Annotated in this window: 18 protein-coding genes; 7 read left to right on the top strand and 11 right to left on the bottom strand. The window is 69.7% G+C overall.

Annotation, left to right across the window (positions count from 1 at the left end):
• Position 1: 1 nt before the first annotated feature.
• Together IE302_RS07575 and IE302_RS07580 are read right to left on the bottom strand one after the other, a co-directional pair.
• Positions 2 to 1,372 (bottom strand): amino acid permease, encoded by a 1,371-nt coding sequence (locus tag IE302_RS07575; protein WP_191254702.1) that lies wholly within the window; start codon positions 1,370 to 1,372, stop codon positions 2 to 4.
• A 194-nt stretch (positions 1,373 to 1,566) separates the two neighbouring features.
• A complete protein-coding gene (locus IE302_RS07580) occupies positions 1,567 to 2,454 on the bottom strand; it encodes a LysR family transcriptional regulator (RefSeq protein WP_191253211.1) in 888 nt (295 codons plus the stop codon).
• A 72-nt stretch (positions 2,455 to 2,526) separates the two neighbouring features.
• Between IE302_RS07580 and IE302_RS07585 the strand changes: the two genes are divergently transcribed.
• The gene (locus IE302_RS07585) at positions 2,527 to 3,522 is read left to right on the top strand and encodes a YeiH family protein (protein WP_191253213.1); all 996 of its coding nucleotides are present in this window, start codon (positions 2,527 to 2,529) and stop codon (positions 3,520 to 3,522) included.
• A gap of 2 nt (positions 3,523 to 3,524) precedes the next feature.
• Here the strand turns inward: IE302_RS07585 and IE302_RS07590 are convergent, their stop codons facing one another.
• The 3 genes from IE302_RS07590 to xsc all read right to left on the bottom strand — a co-directional run bounded on the left by IE302_RS07590 (position 3,525) and on the right by xsc (position 8,154).
• Complete coding sequence (locus tag IE302_RS07590; protein ID WP_191253215.1) at positions 3,525 to 4,511, bottom strand: phosphotransacetylase; 987 nt, start codon at positions 4,509 to 4,511, stop codon at positions 3,525 to 3,527.
• Between the two features lie 70 nt (positions 4,512 to 4,581).
• Positions 4,582 to 5,946 (bottom strand): aspartate aminotransferase family protein, encoded by a 1,365-nt coding sequence (locus tag IE302_RS07595; RefSeq protein WP_191253217.1) that lies wholly within the window; start codon positions 5,944 to 5,946, stop codon positions 4,582 to 4,584.
• Positions 5,947 to 6,345: 399 nt separating this feature from the next.
• Positions 6,346 to 8,154, bottom strand: a complete 1,809-nt coding sequence (xsc, locus tag IE302_RS07600; RefSeq protein ID WP_191253219.1) for a sulfoacetaldehyde acetyltransferase — start codon at positions 8,152 to 8,154, stop codon at positions 6,346 to 6,348.
• A gap of 144 nt (positions 8,155 to 8,298) precedes the next feature.
• Here xsc and IE302_RS07605 point away from each other — a divergent pair, with 144 nt between their 5' ends.
• Genes IE302_RS07605 through IE302_RS07615 form a run of 3 tightly spaced genes read left to right on the top strand, consistent with a single transcriptional unit; the run spans position 8,299 to position 11,726 of the window.
• Positions 8,299 to 9,099 carry an IclR family transcriptional regulator gene (locus IE302_RS07605; protein ID WP_191253221.1) on the top strand — a complete coding sequence of 267 codons (801 nt, stop codon included), beginning with the start codon at positions 8,299 to 8,301 and terminating at the stop codon, positions 9,097 to 9,099.
• 9 nt (positions 9,100 to 9,108) lie between these two features.
• Positions 9,109 to 10,041: an AAA family ATPase gene (locus IE302_RS07610; RefSeq protein WP_191253223.1), complete on the top strand. Its 933-nt coding sequence runs from the start codon at positions 9,109 to 9,111 to the stop codon at positions 10,039 to 10,041.
• Positions 10,038 to 11,726 carry a cobaltochelatase CobT-related protein gene (locus tag IE302_RS07615; RefSeq protein WP_191253225.1) on the top strand — a complete coding sequence of 563 codons (1,689 nt, stop codon included), beginning with the start codon at positions 10,038 to 10,040 and terminating at the stop codon, positions 11,724 to 11,726. Before IE302_RS07610 ends, IE302_RS07615 begins: the two co-directional genes overlap by 4 nt.
• Here the strand turns inward: IE302_RS07615 and IE302_RS07620 are convergent.
• The 6 genes from IE302_RS07620 to ald all read right to left on the bottom strand — a co-directional run bounded on the left by IE302_RS07620 (position 11,709) and on the right by ald (position 18,161).
• Positions 11,709 to 11,906, bottom strand: a complete 198-nt coding sequence (locus IE302_RS07620) for an antitoxin (protein ID WP_191253226.1) — start codon at positions 11,904 to 11,906, stop codon at positions 11,709 to 11,711. The genes IE302_RS07615 and IE302_RS07620 overlap by 18 nt on opposite strands.
• A 192-nt stretch (positions 11,907 to 12,098) precedes the next feature.
• Entirely contained in the window at positions 12,099 to 13,532 is a 1,434-nt protein-coding gene (locus IE302_RS07625; RefSeq protein ID WP_191253228.1) for a sodium:solute symporter family protein, read from the bottom strand.
• The gene (locus tag IE302_RS07630; RefSeq protein WP_191253230.1) at positions 13,532 to 13,744 is read right to left on the bottom strand and encodes a DUF3311 domain-containing protein; all 213 of its coding nucleotides are present in this window, start codon (positions 13,742 to 13,744) and stop codon (positions 13,532 to 13,534) included. Before IE302_RS07630 ends, IE302_RS07625 begins: the two co-directional genes overlap by 1 nt.
• A complete protein-coding gene (locus IE302_RS07635) occupies positions 13,741 to 15,405 on the bottom strand; it encodes an amidohydrolase (RefSeq protein WP_191253232.1) in 1,665 nt (554 codons plus the stop codon). Before IE302_RS07635 ends, IE302_RS07630 begins: the two co-directional genes overlap by 4 nt.
• A 111-nt stretch (positions 15,406 to 15,516) precedes the next feature.
• Positions 15,517 to 16,980, bottom strand: a complete 1,464-nt coding sequence (pdxR, locus tag IE302_RS07640; RefSeq protein ID WP_191253234.1) for a MocR-like pyridoxine biosynthesis transcription factor PdxR — start codon at positions 16,978 to 16,980, stop codon at positions 15,517 to 15,519.
• Positions 16,981 to 17,045: 65 nt separating this feature from the next.
• The gene (gene ald, locus IE302_RS07645; RefSeq protein WP_191253236.1) at positions 17,046 to 18,161 is read right to left on the bottom strand and encodes an alanine dehydrogenase; all 1,116 of its coding nucleotides are present in this window, start codon (positions 18,159 to 18,161) and stop codon (positions 17,046 to 17,048) included.
• Positions 18,162 to 18,428: 267 nt separating this feature from the next.
• Here ald and IE302_RS07650 point away from each other — a divergent pair, with 267 nt between their 5' ends.
• The 3 genes from IE302_RS07650 to IE302_RS07660 all read left to right on the top strand — a co-directional run bounded on the left by IE302_RS07650 (position 18,429) and on the right by IE302_RS07660 (position 20,958).
• Positions 18,429 to 19,199 (top strand): sulfite exporter TauE/SafE family protein, encoded by a 771-nt coding sequence (locus tag IE302_RS07650; RefSeq protein ID WP_229907659.1) that lies wholly within the window; start codon positions 18,429 to 18,431, stop codon positions 19,197 to 19,199.
• Between the two features lie 224 nt (positions 19,200 to 19,423).
• Positions 19,424 to 20,284: a sensor histidine kinase gene (locus IE302_RS07655; RefSeq protein ID WP_229907660.1), complete on the top strand. Its 861-nt coding sequence runs from the start codon at positions 19,424 to 19,426 to the stop codon at positions 20,282 to 20,284.
• Positions 20,281 to 20,958: a response regulator gene (locus tag IE302_RS07660; protein WP_191253240.1), complete on the top strand. Its 678-nt coding sequence runs from the start codon at positions 20,281 to 20,283 to the stop codon at positions 20,956 to 20,958. The genes IE302_RS07655 and IE302_RS07660 overlap by 4 nt, the downstream gene beginning before the upstream one ends.

Raw genomic sequence — 20,958 nt, forward strand, 5'->3', positions numbered from 1 at the left:
ATCACTCCCGGAGGGCCGCCGGGGCCGCGTCCGGGACGGGTTCGGGCCCCGACGGCACCTTGGCCACCGGTTTGCCGCGCCGCCTGCGGATCTCGAATCCGACGAGGATCAGCGCGAGCGTCACCGCGCTGAGCCAGAACTGCGAGCGGGTCGACGGCAGCAGCGCCATCGCCAGGATCACCCCGGCCATCAGCGCGATGGTCGCGTAGCTCAGCCACGGGAACAGCCACATCTTGAGCGTGAGCTTGTCCGGGTCCTCCCGTTCCAGCCTGCGGCGGAGCCGCACCTGCGCGAGCGCGATCGAGAGGTACACGAACAGCGCGACGGCACCGTAGGAATTGACCAGGAACTGGAAGATCAGATCCGGCGAGGTGTAGGCGGCGATGACGGACACGTACCCGATGGCCGTCCCGGCGAGGATCGCGCGCCTCGGCACACCGCTGCGGGAAAGCCGGGTGAAGGCCTTCGGCGCGTCGCCGTTGCTGGTGAGCGCGAACAGCATCCGCGACGACGTGTACAGCGCCGAGTTCAGGCAGGAGAGCACCGCGGTCAGGACGATCGCGTTCATGATGGTCGCCACGGCGGGGATGCCGAGCACCTCCAGCACGGCCGCGTACGGGCTGACCGCGGTCGCCGGATCGTCCCAGGACTTGATCGCGACGACGAGGAACACCGAACCGACGTAGAACAGCACCACCCGGAGGATGATCGACCGCATGGCCTTCGCGACCGCCTTCTTCGGCTCCGCGGACTCGGCGGCGGCGATGGTGACGATCTCCGCGCCGGTGTAGAAGCCGATGCACGGCACCACCGCCGCGAGCACCGCGCCGATCCCTAGTGGCGCGAAGCCGCCGTGGGAGACCAGATTCGTCACGCCGCCGTGGGCGCCCGGCCAGAACCCGAACAGGTACAACGCGCCGACGACCAGGAAGACGACGATCGCGACGACCTTGATCGAGGAGAACCAGTACTCGAACTCGCCGTAGGACCGGGCCGAGACCATGTTGGTGCCGGTGAGGACCAGGAGCAGGCCGAGACTGAGCACCCACAGTGGCACGTCCGGTACCCACAGCTGCAGGATCCGGCCGCCCGCGACGGCTTCGACCGCCACGACGATGACGAAGAAGTACCAATACATCCAGCCGACGGCGAAGCCCGCGCGGTTGCCGAGCGCTTCCCTCGCGTAGACGTAGAAAGACCCGAGCGCGGGTTTGGCGATCGTCATCTCCGCGAGCATGCGCATGATGAGCACGGTGATCAGGCCCGCGATGAGGAACGAGATCACCGCGGCGGGCCCCGCCGACTGGATGACCACGCCACTGCCGACGAACAGCCCGGCTCCGATCACGCCGCCGAGGGCGATCAGATTCATATGTCGTTGCTTGAGCCCTGGTTTCAGGCCGCTGCTCTGTGCCGGGTCGGACGCTGAAGTCACGTCTCCTCCTTCTCGCACGCACCGCCGGAGCGGTGGCGCTGGGAGCTCCATTGTGGTTCCGGTCACCGTAGGAACAAGTCGGGCCCCGGGCGAGTGCCAGTTACGATGTGGGAAAGGGGTCCAGATCACGGTCAGGACGGCCGGCGCGTCGCCAAGGCCAGCAGTTCCGCCGCCGGACCGGCGAGACGCCGTCCCCCGGGCCAGACCGCGCGCAGCTCCCGTCCGAAGTCGACACCCTCCACCGCGACAGGCACGAGCCCGCGGTCCGCGACGTCCAGCGAGCTGATCACCGCGGGGCCCGCGCCCGCGACGACGGCGTTGCGGACGGCAGACGCGGAACCCAGTTCCAGCAACGGTTTCACCGGTCCCACCCCGGCCTCGCGCAAGGCGGCGCCGATGGTCTCCCTGGTTCCGGAGCCGGGTTCCCGCACCACGAGCGGCGTGCTCGCCAGCTCCGCCGGGGTCAGCGGACGCCGCAGCCGCGCCCAGGGATGGTCGCCGGAAACGACCACCACGAGCCGGTCCACCGCGACTTTCCAGCACGTGAGACCGGGAAGGGCGCCGGGTGACTCGACGAAGCCGATGTCGACCCTGCCCTCGCGGGCCAGGTCGGCGACCTTGTCCGAGTTCGTGACCTCGAGGCCCAGGTAGAGGCCGGGGTTCGCACGGTTGAGTTCGCCGATCCACCTCGGGACCAGATGCTCGGCCAGCGTCATGCTCGCCGCGACCCGGAGTTCCGCCTCGTGCCGGGTGCGCAGGGTTTCGGCGCCGTCGAGCAGTCCGTCGAGCCCGTCGAGTACGCGGCGCGCCCAGCCCACGATCACCCGGCCGTCCGGGGTGAGCGCGGAACCGCGGCGAGTGCGGTCGATCAGCACCAGCCCGAGCCGTCGTTCCACAGTGGACAGTCGTTTGCTCGCCGACGGCTGCGTCATCCCGAGGACGGCCGCGGCCTGCCCGATGCTGCCCAGCTCGCCGACGAGTACGAGCAAGCGCAAGGAATCCAGCTCTGGTGCGGTCATAGCCAAAGTGCATGACCTACCTGTCGCTCTCCCGGCTACCGGCGTGGTCCTCCCCGGACGACGCTCGTCATCATGAGCACCCTGGCTGCGCGGCGCACGAAGCCGCATCTGATCGGTCTGGCCGTCACCGCCCTCGGGGTGGCCGTCGCGTATCTGCTGAGCACCGCCGTCCCCGTGCTCAGCGCGCTGACCCTCGCGGTCGTGCTCGGGGTGCTCGCCGGTTCGCTGCCGGTGCTCTCGGACGGCACCCGGCAAGCGATCGCGAAGGTGACGAAGAAGCTGCTGCGCGCCGGGGTCGTCCTGCTCGGCCTGCAGCTCGCGCTCCCGTCGGTGCTCTCCCTCGGCCCCGGGACGCTGCTCGCGGTCGTCCTGACCGTCGGTCTCACGTTCCTCGGCACGATCGGGCTCGGCAGGCTGATCGGCGTCCCGCGTGGACTCGCGATGCTGGTCGCGACCGGGTTCTCCATCTGTGGCGCTTCGGCGATCGCGGCGATGGAAGGAGTCGTCGAACGGGAGGACTCCGACGTCGCGACCGCGGTCGCCCTGGTCACCTTCTACGGCGGACTCGCGATCGCGGCCGTCCCGCTTCTCGGCGGCTGGCTCGGGATGGACGCGCTGCGGATCGGCGGCTGGGCCGGGCTGGGCGTGCACGAGGTCGCCCAGGTGGTCGCGGCCGCCACCCCGGCCGGGACCGCCGCCGTCGCGGTCGCCGTGGTGGTGAAGCTGAGCCGGGTCGTCCTGCTGGCGCCGATGGTCGCCGCGGTCAGCGTGCACGAACGCCGTCGCCGCCCGGCCGCGGGCGGGAAGCGCACCCCGCTGGTCCCGTTGTTCGTCCTCGGTTTCCTGGCGATGGTGGTGGTGCGCAGCACCGGGATCCTGCCGGGCGTGGCGCTCGACGTCGCCAAGGTGGTCTGCACGCTCCTGCTGGCGGGAGCGCTGTTCGGACTCGGGTGCGCGGTCCGGATCGGCACCCTGGTCCGCACCGGTGGCCGGGCGTTGCTGCTGGGCCTGCTGTCCACGCTGCTGGTCGGCACCATCGCCTACGTCGCCCTGGCCCTGCTCGGCTAGCGTCACGGCACGTTCAGGGCTTGAGCGGCGGTCAGGAGGGCGAGTGTCTCGATGTCGGACGCCGAGCAGCCACGCGAAAGGTCGTTGAGCGGGGCCGCGAGCCCCTGGAGGATCGGGCCGAGCGCGACGGCGCCCCCGAGCCGCTCGGCGATCTTGTAGCCGATGTTGCCGGCGTCCAGATTCGGGAACACGAGGACGTTCGCGCGGCCCGCGACCATGGAACCGGGAGCCTTCGCCGCCGCGATGGACGCGACCAGCGCGGCGTCGAACTGCAGCTCTCCGTCCACGGGGAGGCCGGGCTCGCGTCGACGCACCAGTGAAGTCGCTTCACGGACGACCTCGACGCGCTGATGGTCGGCACTCCCCTGCGTGCTGAACGACAGCATCGCGACCACGGGGTCCTCCCCGGTCAGACCGCGATGGGTCGCCGCGGCGGCGAGGGCGATGTCGGCCAGCTGCGCGGCACCCGGCTCGGGAACCACCGCACAGTCAGAAAAGGTCAGCCTCCGCCCGTCCGGGAGCAGCAGGAGGAAGCAACTGCTCAAAGTGGACACTCCCGGGGCCAGGCCGACGACCCGCAACCCCGCGCGCAGGACGTCCGCGGTCGGCCGGGTCGCCCCGGCGACACAGGCGTCCACCCGGCCGGCCCGCAGGGCGGCGGCGGCCACGAACACCGGATCGCGCCGGGCGTCGGCGAGCTTTTCCGGACGCCGGGCGAATCCCTCGGCCAGGGCCTCGGCGATCCGGTCGTCGGCGAGGGCGTCCGCGACGTCCACGATCACGTCGTCCGGAGCTCCGTCCGCACGAAGTCGCACCCCGTCGCCGAACAACAGTGGCGCCACGACGCCCTCGGCCCGGAGCGCGAGGGCGGCCCGGACGGCACGCTCGTCGTCGCCGTCCGCCAACGCGACGCGGAGATTCTTTCCGCGCAACGCTTTCCGCCATCTGTCGAGCGTCACGTCCGGCGTGCTCTCGGTGGTCAGGCTCATCGAAGTACCTCCGCATGCGAAGTGGGGGCCGCCGGAAGACGGCGACCCCCACCGGGTGAAAAGGGCAGACTCAGGGCTGGACGGCCTTCTCGACGTCGTTGAGCATCGCGTCGACGCCGTGGAGCAGTTCGGTGAGCACCTCGCGATCGGCGACCAGCGGCGGGGAGATCATCAGCATCGTCGCGCCGCGGTCGTCGCCGCGGAGGATGACGCCTGTGCGGCGGAACGCTTCCGGGAGCACCTCGCGGAGCACCTTCAGCGACTCCGCGTCGGTGAACTCACGGCCGCTGTCGCTGTCGGCCATCAGCTCGATGGCGTAGAAGAACCCGGTGCCCCGGACGTCCTTGACGCAGCGGTGCGCGGACTTGAGCGAGTTCAACGCGGCGAATAGTTCCGGGCCCTCGGCGAGCACGTTGTCGAGCACCTTCTCGTCCCGCATCGCGGTGAGGTTCGCGACGGCGACCGCGGTGGCGACCGGATGCCCGCCCCAGGTGGCGCCGTGGGTGAAGACCCCGCCCTTCGGGGAGTCGTACAGCTCGGTGACCAGCTTCTCGCGCACGATCACCCCGCCGAGCGGCGCGTAGCCCGACGTCGATCCCTTGGCGAAGGTGATCAGGTCCGGCACCACGCCGGTGACACCGTGCCCGAACCAGTGCCCCAGCCTGCCGAACGAGCAGATGACCTCGTCCGACACGAGCAGGATGCCGTACTTGTCGCACAGCGCGCGCAACGCGGGCCAGTACCCCTTCGGCGGGACCAGCGCGCCGCGGCCGTTCTGCACCGGCTCGGCGAACAGCGCCGCGATGGTCTCCGGGCCTTCTTCGAGGATGACCCGCTCGATCGCCGCGACACAGTCCAATTCGGACGCCGGACCGCAGTCTCCCAGCAGTCCCAACGTGTTCGGCACGTGCCGGACACCGGGCATGAGCGGACCGAAGGGTTCCTTGATCTTCGCCAGCCCGGTCACCGAGAGGGCACCGATGGTGGTGCCGTGGTAGGCCATGTCGCGGCTGATGATCTTCGTCCGCTCGGGCTGTCCCTGGCTGCGGTGGTACTGCCGGGCGAACTTCAGCGCGGTTTCGACCGCCTCCGAGCCGGAGTTGACGAAGAACGTCGTCCCGAGGTCGCCCGGCGCGAGTCCGGCCAGCAGCGTGGCCGCTTCGATCGCGGGCGTGTGCGCCGAACCCCAGTTGCTCGCGTAGGCCAGGGTGCCGACCTGATCGGCGGCGGCCTTGGCGATGTCGGCGCGCCCGTGGCCCATGTTGACGCAGAAAAGCCCAGCGAGGCCGTCGAGATGGCGGCGTCCCTCGGTGTCGATCAGGTAGCTTCCCTCGCCGCGTACGAACACCGGGAAATCCGAGGCCCAGGTGTCCTTGCGGGTGAAGTGCGGGCCGAGATGCCGTCGAGCCTGCGCTCGCAGCTGGGTGACGTCCACCGGAGACCTCCTTCGAGACACGAGTCTGTGCTTTGACTTTCGCAATCCGCCTGGCACCGGCCCAGCACCAGAGCGGCGGCGTTCGATGGGTCCAGTTGGTCGTGAGTGGTGACCCGCAAGTCCGTGAAGGCCTCCTTGAGGGCCCCAGAGTCCCTCAAGGAGGCCTTCACGGACGAGGGAACGCCGCGCCGCACTCACGTGATCGAAGGCGGAACTCGCGTGATCAGAGGCGGAACACCCCGAGTGCGGCCTCCAATCACGCGAGTCACGTCTCTGATCACGCGAGTCACGCCCTTGCTCACGCCGCGCCTGTGTTCCCAGTCCGTGAAGGCCCCCTTCCCTCGGCTGAGCCGTGGGAAGAGGGCCTTCACGCGCAAAGTGACCTACACGCGAAACGACCTACACGTAGTCCTTGTACTTCTCCAGGAACCGCACGGGCTTGGACAGCGCGTCCCGGCGGAACGGGTCGCCCAGCTCGCGGGTGCACATGATCTCGATGACGGTGGTCTTGCCCTCGTTCATCTGCGCCTCGACGGCGCGCCGCAACGCGGGGCCGACCTCGTCGAGCTTCTCGACGACGACGCCTTCCGCGCCCATGGCTTTCGCGATCCCCGCGAAGCTTTCGCTCTCCAGCTCGCCCGCGACGAACCGCCGGTTGTAGAAGTCGACCTGGTTCTTCTTCTCCGCGCCCCACTGACGGTTGTGGAACACCACCGCGGTGACCGGGATGTCGTGGCGGACCGCGGTCATGATCTCGCCCATGCTCATCCCCCAGGCGCCGTCGCCGGCGTAGGAGATCGCGGGCCGGTCGGGCGCCGCGGCCTTGGCGCCGATGATGGTCGGCAGCGCGTACCCGCAGTTGCCGAAACTCATCGGGGCGAAGAAGCTGCGCGGTTCCTCGAAGCGCAGATAGCTGTTCGCGACCGAGTTGATGTTGCCGATGTCGGTCGACACCATCACCCGCGGCGGCATGGCCTTCTCCAGTTCCCGCAACACTTCCCGCGGGTGCAGCCAGTTGCCCTCCTCGCCCTCCTGCTCGGCGATCATGTCGAGGCTGAACGGGTCGGTCTCGTGGGTCCAGGCGTCGAGTTCGGCCTCCCACTCGTCCTTCTCCGCCTTGATCTTCGCCGCGCGGGCGTCCTTGGTGGAGTCGCAGGCCAGCGTCCGGTCCGACAAGCGTTGGGTCAGCGCGACCGCCGCGTCCTTGGCGTCGCCGCAGATGCCGACGGTGATCTTCTTGACCAGCCCGAGCATCTTGTGGTCCGCGTCGATCTGGATGATCTTCGCGTCCTTGGGCCAGTAGTCCATGCCGTGCTGCGGCAGCGTGCCGAACGGGCCGAGCCGCGAGCCGAGCGCGATCACGACGTCCGCCTGCGAGATCAGCTTCATCGCGGCCTTGGAACCCTGGTAGCCCAGCGGCCCGCACCACTGCGGGTGGCTCGCCGGGAACGAGTCGTTGTGCAGATAGCTGTTCACCACCGGCGCGCCGAGGCGTTCGGCGAGCGCCTTGCACTCCTCGACGCCGTCGGCCATCACCACGCCGCCGCCGGAGATGATCACCGGGAACTCCGCCGTGGCCAGCAGCGCGGCGGCCTCGTCGAGGCTCCGCTCCCCGCCGGGACCGCGATCGAGCCTGACCGGTTCCGGGATCTCGGCCTCGATCTCGCCGTAGAAGAAGTCGCGCGGGATGTTGAGCTGCGTCGGGCCGAGTTCCGAGTGGGCCCGGTCGAAGCAGCGGCCCGTGTACTCCGCCATCCGCTTCGGGTTGTTGACGTGCCCCTGGTACTTGGTGAACTCCTGGAACATCGGCAGCTGGTCGGCCTCCTGGAAGCCGCCGAGGCCGGTGCCCATCGTGCCCGCCTCCGGCGTCACGATGACGACGGGGCTGTGCGCCCAGTAGGCGGCCGCGATCGCGGTCACGCAGTTGCTGATGCCGGGGCCGTTCTGCCCGATGACGACGCCGTGCCTGCCGCTCACCCGGGCGTAGCCGTCGGCCATGTGCCCGGCGCCCTGTTCGTGCACGACCGGTACGAGCCGGATGCCCGCCGGCGCGAAGATGTCCATCGCGTCCATGAACGCCGACCCCATGATGCCGAAGATGTCGGTGACGCCGTTGGCCACGAGCGTCTCGACGAAGGCCTCGGACGGGGTCATCTTCTTCCGGCCGCTGACGACCGTGCGGCCGTCACCCGTCTTCCGTTCCGTCATGTTCCGCTCCTTCGACAGGCGAGATTTACAAAAAACGATACGTGGCGTTCCTGAAATCAGGATGCGATCGACGATAGGGCGACTATCGCCCAGGGTCAACGCCAGATTCTGAAAAACGAGACGCTCTGTGCTACTTTTCGGGACATGGAGCTGCTTCGCGAACCCGATCCGATCAACGGGGACACGCCGACCATCCGGCTGTTCTCCCTGCTCGAGCTGATCGCCGCCAAGGATCAGCTGGTCTCCCTGCAGGGGCTCGTCGAGGAGACCGGGCTGCCGAAACCGACCCTGCACCGCATGCTCCAGCAGCTCGAAGGCGCGAGCCTGCTGGTCCGCCAGGCCGACGGCCGCCACTACGGCACCGGCCACCGGCTGCGGCGGCTCGCGGAGAACCTGCTCCTCAACGCGACCCACCACGGCGCCCGGCACGCCGTCCTGCGTCACCTCGTCGACGAACTCGGCGAGAGCTGCAACGTGACCACCTTGTCGGGCAACGAGATCGTCTACCTCGACCGGGTGGAGACCCCGGAACCGCTGCGGTTCTACCTCCGCCCCGGCTCACGCGTGCCGATCCACTGTTCGGCCAGCGGCAAGATGATCCTCGCGCAGATGAAACCGGCGCAGCGGCGGAAACTGCTCGCGCACGCGCCGCTCAAGCAGTACACGAACAAGACTCTCACCGACCTCGACGCGCTCGAAGCCGAGTTCACCCGCATCCGCCGCGACGGGTTCGCGCTCGACGACGAGGAGTTCCTGCCCGGCTTGGTCTGCGTCGCGGTCCTCGTCCCGGGGCGTGCCAACCTCTGCGTCGCCGTGCAGGCGCCGGTCATGCGACTGACAGCGGACAAGGCGCTGCAAACGCTCCCGGCGCTGCAGCGCGCGGCCGAGGCGATCAGCCGCGTCGACGCCGAGGGCGGGTCCGAACCGGAAAGTGTTCCGTCGTAAGGAGTTCTCATGGTCCCCGAGCTGCGGCTCCCGGTGCGCGACGTCTTCGGCATCGATTCGGATCTCGTCGTCGGCGCGTTCCGTGAACGCGACGAGCACGTCCCCGAGATCGACGAGGCGTACCGCTTCAACCCGGACGTGACGCTGGCCCTGCTCGCCGGGTTCACCCGCGACCGCCGCGTGCTGGTGCAGGGCCTGCACGGCACCGGCAAGTCGACCCACATCGAGCAGGTCGCCGCGCGGCTCAACTGGCCGTGCGTGCGCGTCAACCTGGACGGTCACCTCAACCGCCTCGACCTCGTCGGCCGGGACGCCGTCGTCCTGCGTGAGGGCAAGCAGGTCACCGAGTTCCAGGAGGGCATCCTCCCGTGGGCGTTGCAGCGGCCGGTCGCGCTGGTCCTGGACGAGTACGACGCCGGCCGCCCGGACGTGATGTTCGTGCTCCAGCGGGTCCTGGAACGCGACGGCAAGTTCACCCTCACCGATCAGAACCGGGTCCTGCGGCCGCATCCGTCCTTCCGGCTGTTCGCCACTGCCAACACGGTCGGGCTCGGCAACCTCAACGGGCTCTACCACGGCGCGCAGCGGCTGAACCACGCGCAGATCGACCGTTGGAACATCGTGGCGTCGCTGAACTACCTGCCCGCCGCCGAGGAGATCGCGATAGTGCGCGCCAGGGTGCCCGGCGTTCCCGAACCCCTCGCCGCGTCCCTGGTCGCGGTGGCCGCCTTGACCCGCAAGGGTTTCCAGGCCGGTGATCTGTCCACTTTGATGTCCCCGCGCACGGTGATCACCTGGGCGGAGAACATCGAGATCTTCGGCGACCCGGCGACGGCGTTCCGGCTGTCCTTCGTGAACAAATGCGACGAAGCCGAGCGCGCCATCGTGGCGGAGTACTTCCAGCGGTGCTTCGACGACGAGCTCCGGCTGCTCTCGGCATGACCGCCGGCCAGACGGAAACCCGGCGCTTCCATCAGGTCGAGGAGCTGTGCGCGGCCGCGGTCCGGGCGCTCAGCGGCGATCCGGCACTGCATTTCCGGGCCCGGCGGCTGCATCGGGGACGCGAACCGCTGCCCTTGCACGCGCCGCATCTGCGGCAGTCCGCCGACGACGATCTGCTGTCCTCACGCGGGATCGCGGACGGGATGGCGTTACGCCTGACCGTCTCGGACGCCGCCCTGCACCGGAGCCTGTGCCCGGGTGATCCGGCCGAACGCGGGATTTTCGAGCTGCTGGAACAGTTCCGCGTCGAGTCGCTCTCGCCCGCGGAGCTGCCGGGGGTACGGCGGAACCTGCGCCTCCGTCACCTCCGCTGGTCGCTGGAGTTCCGCCGGTCCGGCCTGACCGAGACCGCCCGCGGGCTGACGCTGTACACGGTGGCGCAGATCTGCCGTTCGCGGATCACCGGCGAGCCGGTGGTCGAGGAGACCGAGGACCTCATCGAGGCGACCCGGTTCGCGCTGGCGCCGTCGCTCGGCCACGACCTCGCCGGACTGCGGCGGCACAGGAGGGACCAGAAGGCGTTCGCCGAGCACGCGCTGGCGATCGCCCGGACGGTCGGTGTCCTGCTCACCGGGGCCGAACAGGAGGCCGAGGACGACGGCGATCCCACCGACCCGCGATTCAGCCTCCTGATCGACTTCGACGCCGGCCAAGGCGAGCAGATTCCGTCCGCGACCGCGGGAACCAGCCGGACCTTGGGCGAATCCGGTGCGGCGTACCGGGTTTACACCACCGCGTACGACCGCGAGCGGCGTGCGTCGGACCTGGTGCGCCCCGGGCTGCTGGCCGAACTCCGCGAACGGCTGGACAAGCGTGTCGGCAGGCAGGGCGTCGGGCCGGGACGGCTGGCACGTGACCTCAAGGCGGTGCTCGCCCGGCCCGCGCGCGACGGCTGGGACGGCGGACAGGAGGAAGGTCACCTCGACGGCCGCACCCTGGCGCAGCTGATCAGCTCCCCCACCGAACGACGGATCTTCCGCACCGAACGGATCGAACCGGTGGCGGACACGCTCGTGACGTTCCTGATCGACTGCTCGGGTTCGATGACGGCGCACGCGGAACCCGTCGCCACGCTGGTCGATCTCTTCGCGCGCTCGATCGAACTCGCCGGTGCGGCCTGCGAGGTGCTCGGCTTCACGACCGGCGGCTGGAACGGGGGCAGGCCGGCCCTCGACTGGAGGCGGGCCGGACGACCGCGGCATCCCGGCAGGCTCAACGAACGGCTCCACCTCGTGTTCAAGGACGCCGAAACCCCGTGGCGCCGGGCGCGCCCGGATCTCGCGGCCCTGCTGAAGGCCGATCTGTTCCGGGAAGGGATCGACGGTGAGGCGGTGGCCTGGGCCTGCGACCGGATGCGCGCGCGAACCGAGGAACGCCGGATCCTGCTCGTCCTCTCCGACGGCAGTCCCATGGACAGCGCGACGAGCCTGGCGAACGATCCGCACTACCTGGACGAGCATCTTCGGGAAACGGTGCTGCGACAGGAAAGCACCGTCGAGATCCGCGGGGTCGGCGTCGGGCTCGACCTCAGCCCTTTCTACCGCCGCTCCCGGGTTCTCGACACTTCGGTCACGTCGGGGTACGCCCCGTTCCGCGACGTCCTCGGGCTACTGGCCCGAGGGTGAGTCCTGCTGCTGTTCACCCTGCTGCTCGCCGCCTGAATCACCGAGAAAGTCCTTCGCCTTGTCGGCGGCGGTGTCGATCTTGTCGGAATGCTCACCGAAACGGGACTTCGCGAAATCGGCGGCCTTGTCGACGTGCTCGCCGCTCACCTTGTCCTTCATGCCTTCGAAGTCGATGCCCATCGGAACTCCTTTGATATCGCGATTTCCGAACGCCGGGTCTCCGGCGCGTACTTCCATCAAAGGTCATTGGAGCCGTCCCGCAACCCGGGCCGGACGGTTGGGTGAGTTTCCGCGATTCCACCCTTTCGTGTTCCGTATCCCCGAAGTCCGTGAAGGACTCCTTGAGGGACTCTGGGTCCCTCAAGGAGTCCTTCACGGACTCGGCACCGGCACGACCACAGGAGTGTCTTCGATCGGTCGCGCCACCGGTATCCGTGCCTTGTCCGGCGCCGCGAGGCTCCAGACAGCCACCACGGCGACGTTCAGCACCATCGACACCAGACCCGCGTTGAACCCGCCGAACGTCGCACCGGTGACGTACAGGACGATCGCGGCGACCACCCCGGTGACCATCCCGGCGGCGACCGCGGCCGTCCGCACCCGGCGGACGAACAGGATCGCGAGCCAGCCGGGGACGACCTGGGCCAGCAGGTTGTAGGTCAGGTTCAGGATCGTGAGCATCAACGTCGACGCGACGAGGGTCAGGACCGCAGCCAGGACCAGGAAACTCGCGACCGCGACCACCGTCCACCGTCGTTGCGCGGCGGCCGGGATGTTCGGCGCGAGGTTGCGGCAGACCATGCCGCCGATGCTGAGCGCGGTCGCGGCGAGCACCAGCACACCTGAGAGCGCGGCGCCCGCGGCGACCAGGCCGAGCAGCCAGTCGGGCAGCAGACCCTTGGCGGTCACCATGAACACCGTGTTCGGGTTCTTCAGATCCGGATGCGCGCTCACACCGTAGTACGCGGCCAGCACCAGGAACGGGTAGATCAGCATGTACATCGGCATCCACACGGTCGAACTCTTCACCGCGCGTTCGGACCGGGCCGGGAACACGTACGCGCCACCGAAACCGAGGTAGAACACGATGCTCTGGAAGAGGATCGTCGTCATCGCGAACGTCAGTTCCGAGCCGCCCATGGTGGTCTGCGCGGCGCTGAGCACCTCGGGTCCGCTGACCTTCGCGGTGCCGCCGGCGGCGAGCACCACCGCCACCCCGACGAGCACGACGCCCAGCAGCATGAACAGATCCTTGAGAATCGACACGAACGCGGGCGACCGCACGCCGGAGACGGCGATGTAGACGAACGCCACGATCCCAGCCAGCACCACGCACTGCACGGGATCCAGCCGCAGGCCCAGATTGCTCAGCACCACCTGGAGCCCGATGAACTGGTACTGCCCCCACGGGACCAGCGCGATCAGCATCGTGACGCAGGTGATCAGCTCGAGCCGCCTGCTGCCGAAATGCCGTCCGAACACGTCGGGCACGGTCATCGCGTCGTACCGTTTCGCCGCCCGCCACACCAGCGGGGCCAGGAAATAGCCCAGGGAGTAGGCGAGCAGGATGTAGCCGATGAACCAGATCCCGTAACTCGCGCCGTGCGCGTAGATCCCGCTCGGGAAGCCGATCATCGTCCCGATGCTGTACACCTCGCCGACCGCGAGGAAGTAAACCAGCCAGGCCGGGAAGGACCGGCCGCCGACGAGGAACTCGGAGATCCCGCCACCGCGCGTCGACCGGCCCGCCCACACCGCGAGCCCGATCGAACCCGCCATCACCACCGCCACGATCGCGATCAGCATCAGTCGTCCTCCGGGTAGTGGGCACGGTCGAAGAAACGCCAGCTGATCCACAGGCACAGGGTGGTCAGCGGGCAGCAGCAGAACACCCAGAAGAACAGCACCGGGATGCCCAGCACCGACGCCGTCGATCCCGACAGCACCAGGATTCCTGCCAGCAGGGCGAAAGCGGGGATTAACAGTCCGATGAGGACACTCGGCCGGCTGCGGATCATCGCGATGCTCCCGCCGTCTCGCGCCGCCAGACGACCTCGCCGCCGCTGACGGTGGCTTCCACGGTCAGCTCGCGGATCCGGTCGGGGTCGACCGTGGTGGGATCGCCGGACAGCACCGCGAGATCGGCGAGCTTCCCGATCTCCAGACTGCCCTTGACGTTCTCCTCTCCGGCCAAGTACGCGGCGTCGATCGTGTAACCGCGCAGCGCGGCATCGACGTCGACAGCCTGTTCGGGGCCGAGGACCTTGCCCTGTCTGGTGATCCGCCGCACGGCGCACCAGATCCCTTCCAGCGGCGGCACCGGCGTCACCGGGGTGTCCGAATGCAGTCCGAAGTGGATCCCGCGCGAGCGGGCCGAGACCAGCGGGCTGATCCGGCGTGCCCGTTCGGGGCCGAGGAAGACGTCGCGATGCCGGTCTCCCCAGTAGTAGACGTGCTTGACGAAGAACGACGCGAGGACGTCGTGGGCGGCCATCCGGTCCAGCTGGTCTTCGCGCACCGTCTGGCAGTGTTCGATCCGGTGCCGCCTGCCCGTTCCCGTCGGTGAGCCGAGGCGCGAGTAGCCGTCGATGATCGCGTCGATCGCCGCGTCCCCGTTGCCGTGCACGGCGACCTGCCAGCCCGCCGCGTCGAGCGCGGCGATCCGGCGGCCGAGATCGACGGGTTCGAGCAGCATCATGCCGTGCTCGTCCGGGTCGCAGGTGTAGCCCTCGGCGAGGCAGCCTGTCTTGCCCTGGATCGACCCGTCCGCGACGATCTTCACGCCCGTCATCGCGAACTTGTCGTCCGCGCCGAGGGTGTCCGGCGCTTCCGGCGTTCCTTCGTCCAAACCGGGAAGCAGGCCGTCGAACAGGTAGCCGCGCACCCGGACGCGCAGCTTTCCCGCCCTTCGCAGCAGCGCGTACGCCTCCAGTTCCGCCGCTCCGCCGATGAGCCCGATCCCGGTGTCGTGCACGGAGGTCACGCCGTGGGCGAGGTATTCCTCGTCCGCCAGGAGCAGGGCTTCGGCCAGCTCCCCCGCGCTCTGACCGGGCAGCCGCGACGTGACCAGGAAGGCCGCCGTCTCGACGAGCACGCCGGTCGGCTCGCCCCGGGCGTCGCGCACGATGAGCCCACCGGGCGGATCCGGTGTCTCCGCGGTGATCCCGACTTCGCGCAGGGCCAGGGAATTCGCGGTGCAGAAGTGCCCGGAGACATGGGTCAGCACCACGGGATTCCGGCCGGAGACGGGGTCCAGGTCCGCGCGCGTCGGATGACGGCCGTCCGCGAGCAGCGTGTCGTCGTAACGAAATCCCCGGATCCACTCCCCCGGTCCCAGTTCCTTGGCGGCTTGGGCGACCCGACCGGCGATGTCGGCGATGGTGTCGTTGGGTGGGCTGCCGGCGTCGACCGGCGCGGCCAGTGTCATCCCGAAGAACGCCGGATGGTTGTGGGACTCGACGAACCCGGGGATCACCGTCCGCCCGGCGAGGTCGAGCACGGTGGTCTCCGGGCCGATCAGCCCGGAGATCTCACGTTCGGACCCCAGCGCGGTGATCCGCCCGCCGGTCGCGGCCAGCGCGCGGACCCGTCTCCCCGCCGGGTCCAAGGTGAGCACGGTGCCCCCGAGCGCGACGAACTCGGCTGCGTTCCGGGGATCTTCTCGAAGGGACTCCACCACACGGACCTCCTGGCGACGGTGCCTGGCTCACGAAGGATCCCCAGACAGTGCGGCACATCTGGCCGCATGAACAGGTCCAGAACGGTCCGGTGCGGTGGTACCAGTCGGCTCTCAGCCGCCGAGCAGGTCGCGGCAGGCCTCGCCGAGCAGCCGGATACCGGGGTCGATGTCGCGCAACGGCACCGCCGCGAAGCCGATCCGGAAGTGGTTGCGCGGCGGGTCGTCCCCGACGAAGAAGATGTCACCGGGCTCGATCAGGACGCCGTCGCGCTCGGCGCGCTCCATCAGCGCCCGGCAGTCCAGTTCGGACGGTCCGGTCATCCAGAGGCTGACCCCGCCCGGCGGATACGCCGCCTGCGCCCACGGCAGGTGCTCGGCGACCGCGGCGCAGGTCGCCTCCCATTTCCGCATCAGTTTCGTGCGGTACCGCCGCAGGGAACGGTGGTACTCGCCGCTGTCGATGAGCAGCGCCAGCGCCCGCTGGAGATGACCGGGCGGATGCCGCAGCACGTAGCGCCGGATTTCCCGCAGCTCCCGCACCAGCTCGCGCGGCCCGACCAGGTATCCCAGCCGCAGGCCGGGTGAGAGGAACTTGGAGAACGTGCCGAGGTAGATCGCGTCGCCGGTGCCGTCGAGTGCCTTCAGCGCGGGTGTCGGGCTGCCGTGGTACCGGAATTCGCTGTCGTAGTCGTCCTCGACGAGCACCGTGCCCGCGCTCGCGGCCAGGCTGAGCAGCCGGCGGCGGCGCCCGATGCTCAACGTCGCGTTCGTCGGGTGGTGGTGGCTCGGGGTGAGGTAGAGCAGATCGACGCCGTCGAGTGTCTCGGGTGGACGCAGGCCACTTTGATCGACGTCGACGCCGCGTAACCCGGCGCCGGTGCGCAGGAAGATGTGCCGGGCGTCGAGGTAGCCGGGGGTCTCCATCGCCACGACGCTGTCCGGCCCGAGCAGCGCGCGGCCGAGCAGATCGAGCCCCTGCTGCGAGCCGACGGTGATCAGTACCTCGGACGGGTCGGCCTCGATCCCCCGCGCGGTGAGCAGCTGACGGCAGATCAGGTCGACCAGCATCGGGTCGTCGGAGCCGACGCTGTCCTGCAGGCTCGGGAACACGTGCGGCCGGTACAGCGCGTCCCGCAGGCAGCGGGTCCACGACCGCGCCGGGAAGGCGGTGACGTCCACCTGCCCGGCGAGGAACGGGTACGGATAGGTGTGCCAGTCGACGCGTTTCTCGATGTGCGGCACCCCGGCGTCCGGGTACCGGCGCACCCGCGCGCTCCAGTCGATGGCCGGGCTGGTGCCGCGCTCCTGCACCGCGCAGTGCGGCCGCATCTCCGCGTTGATGAACAGCCCGCTGCGCTCCCGGCTCTCCACGAACCCTTCGGCGACCAGCTCCTGGTACGCGAGGTTGATGGTGTTGCGGGAAACGCTGAGTTCGGCGGCCAGCTCACGCGAGCTCGGCAGCCGGTGGGCCGGGTCGAACGTGCCGATCGCGATGCCGTGCTCGATGGCGCGCCGCACCTGCCGGTAGAGCGGTTCGGCGGATGTCCGGTCGATTTCGATCAACGTTCGCGGCAACGGCACCTCCCTCACGGCCACGGAGCCGGGATCTGAACCTAGCTCCAGATCCCGGCCCGCACCACCTAGCCGAGCACTTCGCTGAGCCCGACCGAGCCGATCCCGAGGGCTTCGCCGACCGGCGCGGACGTCAGCCGTCCGTCCACGGTGCTGACCCCGCCGCGCAGCTCCGGGCACCGCTCGACAGCGCCGGACAAACCGTGGTTCGCCAGCTCCAGCGCGTACGGCAGCGTGACGTTCGTCAGCGCGTACGTCGAGGTGTGCGGGACCGCGCCGGGCATGTTGGCGACGCAGTAGAACACCGAGTCGTGCACGGGGAACGTCGGTTCGGCGTGCGTCGTCGGCCGCGTGTCCTCGAAGCAGCCGCCCTGGTCGACGGAGATGTCGACGAGCACGCTGCCGGGCTTCATGCGGGACACGAGCTCGTTCGACACGAGGCTCGGCGCCTTCGCACCGGGCACGAGCACCGCGCCGATCACGAGGTCGGCTTCGACCACGGCCTCCGCGATCGAGTAGGCGTTCGCCGCGGCGGTGCGGATCCGGCCCTGGTACATCCGGTCGGCGGCGCGGAGCTTGTCCACGTTCTTGTCGAACAGGACGACGTCGGCCCAGGTCCCGGCCGCGCCGGCGACCGCGTTCATCCCGGCCACCCCGGCGCCGAGCACGACCACCCGCGCCGGGGCCACCCCGGAGACCCCGCCGATGAGCACGCCGCGTCCGCCGTTGGCGCGCATCAACGTCTGCGCGCCGACCTGCGGGGCCAGCCGCCCGGCGACCTCGCTCATCGGGAACAGCAGGGGCAGCGAACCGTTCGGCAGCTGCACCGTCTCGTAGGCCACCGACGTCGTCCCGGCGTCCAGCAGCGCCCGCGTGCACGGCTCGCTCGCGGCGAGGTGCAGGTAGGTGAACAGCAGCTGATCGCGCCGGAGGCGGTGGTACTCCTCGGCGATCGGCTCCTTGACCTTGAGCACGAGTTCGCCGGTCGCCCAGACGTCGTCGGCACTGTCCAGCACCTTCGCCCCGGCGGCGATGTAATCCTCGTCGCGAAGGGACGATCCTTCCCCCGCTCCGCGCTCGACGAACACCTCATGCCCGGCCGAGGTGAACTCGTGTACGCCCGCGGGCGTCACCGCGACCCGGTACTCGTGGTTCTTGACTTCACGAGGGACACCGATCTTCATCTCACGCTCCCGTCTGTTCCAAAGGCAGTGACGCCGAGCGTGCGGCACGACTGGAACGGCCAGAAGTGCCAGAACCCGCGCGATCGACGGGTCCAGTTCGTGCGGTGTCCTGTCGAGGAGACCGCGAAGTGTCACTCAGGGTGAGGGGTGTGTGGAAATGGGGACGTTGAACGTCTCTATTTCCACACAGTCGGCACCAAAGGTCCGGTGTCGCGCGGCGAGGTCGGCACCGGAGCCCGTCCAGTTCACTGGTCATAGCGGTGGGCTATGACGTCCTCGCCGCGCACCGGCTACCGGCGCAGCCCGCGCCAGGTCCACAGTGGTCCGGTGGGGACCCTGGCCATGACTTCGCTCGCGGCGGCGGCCGGGGTCGTCGCCCAGCGCCTGTCCGGCATGGGGCTTTCCCTGCTGTGCGTACCGTTCCTGGCGCTGGCACTGGGCCCGCTCGACGCCGTCCGGCTCACCCTGTTGCTCGGCTTCCCGGTCTATCTCGCGGTCGCGATCACCCACTGGCGGGCGATCAGGTGGGCGCAGGTCGCCTGGCTGACGGTGCCCGCGATGGTGTTCACCCCGGTCGTCGCGCTCGTGGTGCGCGGAGTTCCCGCACGTCCGTTGCTGCTCGCCGCAGGTGGCTGCTGTGTCCTCGCCGTCGGCGTGCTGGCGAGCGGCATCACCAGCAGACGGCTGGCGGGGAGGACCGGCGCCGTCGGCGCGGGCGTGCTGAGCGCGGCGATGAACTCGGTCGCCGGGCTCTCCGGGCCCGCCGTGGCGGTCTACGGGGCGAGCGCGGGCTGGGGCGCGGACGAGACCCGCGGGACGCTGTCGATTTACTTCTTCCTGCTCGGCCTGGTCGCGCTGCCCAGTCTCGGCTGGGTGGAGGTGCCGGTGAGCGTGCTCCTCGCGGTCGCGGGCTCCGCCCTCGCCGGTGACCTGCTGGGACGGGCGCTGAGCCGCCGGGTCGGTGAACGCTCCGTCCGCTGGTCCGTCCTCCTGCTCTCGGCGGCGGGCGGCGCGTTGACGCTGGCGCATGCCGTCTGATGCCCGGCGAGGCGTCGGTACCGCAGTCACAGCGGCCGCGCGTGAAGGCCCCCTTCCCTCGGCTCAGCCGAGGGAAGGGGGCCTTCACGCGCTTCAGGTAGGTGAGTGGAGCGGACCCAGCTCGGTACAGGGGGTCGTGAGTGGTAAGTGCCGTTAGAACGACACTTACCACTCACGACCAACCCGCCCCAGAAGCCCACCGGCCGGTAATACGATGGCCGGTGATGACACCGCCGGAGCGCCCCGTATGGCGATCGCGCGCGTGGCTGGTCGCCGGTGCGGTGCTGGTCGTGGCCGCGATCGTGCTGCTGGCCACCGGTGCGAGCGGGCCCGGCGCGGTCCTCGTGCCGATCTTCGTGGTGGCCGCGGCCGCCGGAGTGACCACGTGGACGCTGGTCCGTGCTCGCAAGCGGCGCCTCGACTACGAAGCGCGCCTCACCACCTGGGCCGCCGAGCACGCCACGCAGGTCGAACGGCTCCGGATCGCCAGGGAACTCCACGACATCGTTTCCCACGGCCTCGGCGTGATCACGCTGCGGGCCAGTGCGGCGAGGCGGGTCCAAGGCGATATCCGGGAAGCGGAACGCGAGCAGGCGCTCGTCGACATCGAACAGGCGAGCCGCGACGCGGGCACCGAACTCCGGCGCATGCTGGCCGTGCTTCGCGACGCCGACGAGCGCGGAGCGCCTTTGCGGCCGGTGCGGAGCCTCGCGGATCTTCCGGCCATCGTCGACGACGCACGCTCGCTGGGCATGGAGCCGCGGCTGGACGTCGGCGAACTCGGGGACGTTTCCCCTGGGGTACAAGCGACAGTGTGCGAAATCGTCCGCGAAGCCGTCGCCAACACCGCGCGGTACGCCGGGCCGACGACCACTCACGTCGATCTCCGACGCGATGACGACACGATCGTCGTGACCGTCGAGGACGACGGACCGCGAGGTGCCTGGTCCCCCACCCCCGGTGCCGGCCACGGCCTGGCGGGACTTCGAGAACGTGCCGAGATGCTCGGCGGCGACCTGAGCGCGGCCCCGGCCGGAACCGGATTCCGGCTCACCGCGCGGCTACCCGACGGAGCACACCTGTGACGAACGCCGAACAGCCCCCGATCCGGGTCCTGCTCGCCGACGACCAGCGGCTGTTGCGGCACAGCCTGGCGATCATCATCGGCGCCACCCCGGACATGGTCGTCGTCGGCCAGGCCGAGGACGGGACGCAAGCGGTGGAAATGGCGCGGCGGCTGAGCCCGGACGTCGTGCTGATGGACATCCGGATGCCCGGCCAGGACGGGATCGTGGCCACCAAGGAGATCAGCGCCTGTCCCGGCCTGGCCGGGACCAGGATCCTCGTGCTGAGCATGTTCGAACTGGACGAGTACGTCTACGGCGCCCTCCGCGCGGGAGCGAGCGGTTTCCTGCTCAAGGACACCGAACCCGACGAGCTCATCGCCGCCGTCCGCCGGACGCACGCCGGCGAGTCCCTGTTCGCGCCCGCCATCCTCACCCGGCTGATCGAGCACTACGTGACGGCGCCGCCGCACCGGAGCCCGCGCCCGCCCGCCGGGCTGACCCAGCGTGAGATCGAGATCCTCACGTTCGTCGGCCGCGGCTTGTCCAACACCGAGATCGCCGAGACGCTGACCATCTCCGTCAAGACGGTGAAGACGCACATCAGCCGGTTGCTGAGCAAACTGTCGGCCCGCGACCGCGCCCAGCTGGTGATCACGGCGTACGACCTGGGTCTGGTGGCTCCGCGAAGCTGA

This window comes from Amycolatopsis oliviviridis (assembly GCF_014654365.1).
GTDB classification, from domain to species: domain Bacteria; phylum Actinomycetota; class Actinomycetes; order Mycobacteriales; family Pseudonocardiaceae; genus Amycolatopsis; species Amycolatopsis oliviviridis.

What these genes read in the sequence shown, in the direction of transcription:
- IE302_RS07575 (WP_191254702.1), bottom strand. Translation starts at nt 1,372, where the DNA reads ATGAATCTGATCGCCCTCGGCGGCGTGATCGGAGCCGGGCTGTTCGTC.
- IE302_RS07580 (WP_191253211.1), bottom strand. Translation starts at nt 2,454, where the DNA reads ATGACCGCACCAGAGCTGGATTCCTTGCGCTTGCTCGTACTCGTCGGC.
- IE302_RS07585 (WP_191253213.1), top strand. Translation starts at nt 2,527, where the DNA reads ATGAGCACCCTGGCTGCGCGGCGCACGAAGCCGCATCTGATCGGTCTG.
- IE302_RS07590 (WP_191253215.1), bottom strand. Translation starts at nt 4,511, where the DNA reads ATGAGCCTGACCACCGAGAGCACGCCGGACGTGACGCTCGACAGATGG.
- xsc (WP_191253219.1), bottom strand. Translation starts at nt 8,154, where the DNA reads ATGACGGAACGGAAGACGGGTGACGGCCGCACGGTCGTCAGCGGCCGG.
- IE302_RS07605 (WP_191253221.1), top strand. Translation starts at nt 8,299, where the DNA reads ATGGAGCTGCTTCGCGAACCCGATCCGATCAACGGGGACACGCCGACC.
- IE302_RS07610 (WP_191253223.1), top strand. Translation starts at nt 9,109, where the DNA reads ATGGTCCCCGAGCTGCGGCTCCCGGTGCGCGACGTCTTCGGCATCGAT.
- IE302_RS07615 (WP_191253225.1), top strand. Translation starts at nt 10,038, where the DNA reads ATGACCGCCGGCCAGACGGAAACCCGGCGCTTCCATCAGGTCGAGGAG.
- IE302_RS07620 (WP_191253226.1), bottom strand. Translation starts at nt 11,906, where the DNA reads ATGGGCATCGACTTCGAAGGCATGAAGGACAAGGTGAGCGGCGAGCAC.
- IE302_RS07625 (WP_191253228.1), bottom strand. Translation starts at nt 13,532, where the DNA reads ATGCTGATCGCGATCGTGGCGGTGGTGATGGCGGGTTCGATCGGGCTC.
- IE302_RS07630 (WP_191253230.1), bottom strand. Translation starts at nt 13,744, where the DNA reads ATGATCCGCAGCCGGCCGAGTGTCCTCATCGGACTGTTAATCCCCGCT.
- ald (WP_191253236.1), bottom strand. Translation starts at nt 18,161, where the DNA reads ATGAAGATCGGTGTCCCTCGTGAAGTCAAGAACCACGAGTACCGGGTC.
- IE302_RS07650 (WP_229907659.1), top strand. Translation starts at nt 18,429, where the DNA reads ATGACGTCCTCGCCGCGCACCGGCTACCGGCGCAGCCCGCGCCAGGTC.
- IE302_RS07655 (WP_229907660.1), top strand. Translation starts at nt 19,424, where the DNA reads ATGACACCGCCGGAGCGCCCCGTATGGCGATCGCGCGCGTGGCTGGTC.